1 rRNA gene is annotated in these 1734 nt (G+C 53.0%); it reads right to left on the reverse strand.

Annotated elements, in window-relative coordinates:
- Window positions 1-8 precede the first annotated feature (8 nt).
- A 23S ribosomal RNA gene (locus HBA55_RS37065) occupies window positions 9-1734 on the reverse strand; the annotation flags it as partial.

A 1734-nucleotide genomic window follows, 5' to 3' on the forward strand; every position in this document is an offset into this window, starting at 1 on the left:
TCAGTTATATGGTCAAGCCTCACGGGCAATTAGTACTGGTTAGCTCAACGCCTCACAACGCTTCCACACCCAGCCTATCAACGTCGTAGTCTTCAACGGCCCTTCAGGGGACTCAAAGTCCCAGGGAAAGCTTATCTTGAAGGAGGCTTCCCGCTTAGATGCTTTCAGCGGTTATCCCGTCCGAACGTAGCTACCGGGCAATGCGATTGGCATCACAACCCGAACACCAGTGGTTCGTTCACTCCGGTCCTCTCGTACTAGGAGCAACTCTTCTCAACTTTCCAACGCCCACGGCAGATAGGGACCGAACTGTCTCACGACGTTCTAAACCCAGCTCGCGTACCACTTTAAATGGCGAACAGCCATACCCTTGGGACCGGCTTCAGCCCCAGGATGTGATGAGCCGACATCGAGGTGCCAAACACCGCCGTCGATGTGAACTCTTGGGCGGTATCAGCCTGTTATCCCCGGAGTACCTTTTATCCGTTGAGCGACGACCCTTCCATTCAGAATCGCCGGATCACTATGACCTACTTTCGTACCTGCTCGACGTGTCAGTCTCGCAGTCAAGCACGCTTATGCCATTGCACTAAACTCATGATTTCCGACCATGATTAGCGTACCTTCGTGCTCCTCCGTTACTCTTTGGGAGGAGACCGCCCCAGTCAAACTACCCACCATACACTGTCCTCGATCCGGATAACGGACCTGAGTTAGAACCCCAAACATACCAGGCTGGTATTTCAAGGACGGCTCCACGATGGCTGGCGCCACCGCTTCAAAGCCTCCCAGCTATCCTACACAAATAGGCTCAGAGTTCAGTGCAAAGCTGTAGTAAAGGTTCACGGGGTCTTTCCGTCTAGCCGCGGGAACACGGCATCTTAACCGCGATTTCAATTTCACTGAGTCTCGGGTGGAGACAGCGTGGCCATCATTACGCCATTCGTGCAGGTCGGAACTTACCCGACAAGGAATTTCGCTACCTTAGGACCGTTATAGTTACGGCCGCCGTTTACCGGGGCTTCGATCAAGAGCTTCGCCGAAGCTAACCCCATCAATTAACCTTCCGGCACCGGGCAGGCGTCACACCCTATACGTCCACTTACGTGTTTGCAGAGTGCTATGTTTTTAATAAACAGTTGCAGCCACCTGGTCACTTCGACCAGCCTCAGCTTAGGGAGCAAGTCCCATCACCAAAGCCGGCGCACCTTCTCCCGAAGTTACGGTGCTATTTTGCCTAGTTCCTTCACCCGAGTTCTCTCAAGCGCCTTGGTATTCTCTACCTGACCACCTGTGTCGGTTTGGAGTACGGTTCTGTGTAACCTGAAGCTTAGAAGATTTTCTTGGAAGTATGGCATCAACCACTCCAACTCTCATAAGAGAGTCTCGTCATCACGTCTCAGTCTTAAGATCCCGGATTTGCCTAAGATCTCAACCTACGCGCTTAAACGCGGACAACCAACGCCGCGCTGGCCTAGCCTGCTCCGTCCCTCCATCGCAGTTACACAAAGTGCAGGAATATTAACCTGCTTCCCATCGACTACGCATTTCTGCCTCGCCTTAGGGGCCGACTAACCCTGTCCCGATTAGCGTTGGACAGGAAACCTTGGTCTTCCGGCGGGGGAGTTTTTCACTCCCCTTATCGTTACTCATGTCAGCATTCGCACTTCTGATACCTCCAGCAAACCTCACAGTTCACCTTCAGCGGCTTACAGAACGCTCCCCTACCATGCA

Origin of the sequence: Pseudomaricurvus alkylphenolicus, assembly GCF_011683955.1 — a bacterium.
Classification (GTDB): Bacteria; Pseudomonadota; Gammaproteobacteria; order Pseudomonadales; family Cellvibrionaceae; genus Pseudomaricurvus; species Pseudomaricurvus alkylphenolicus.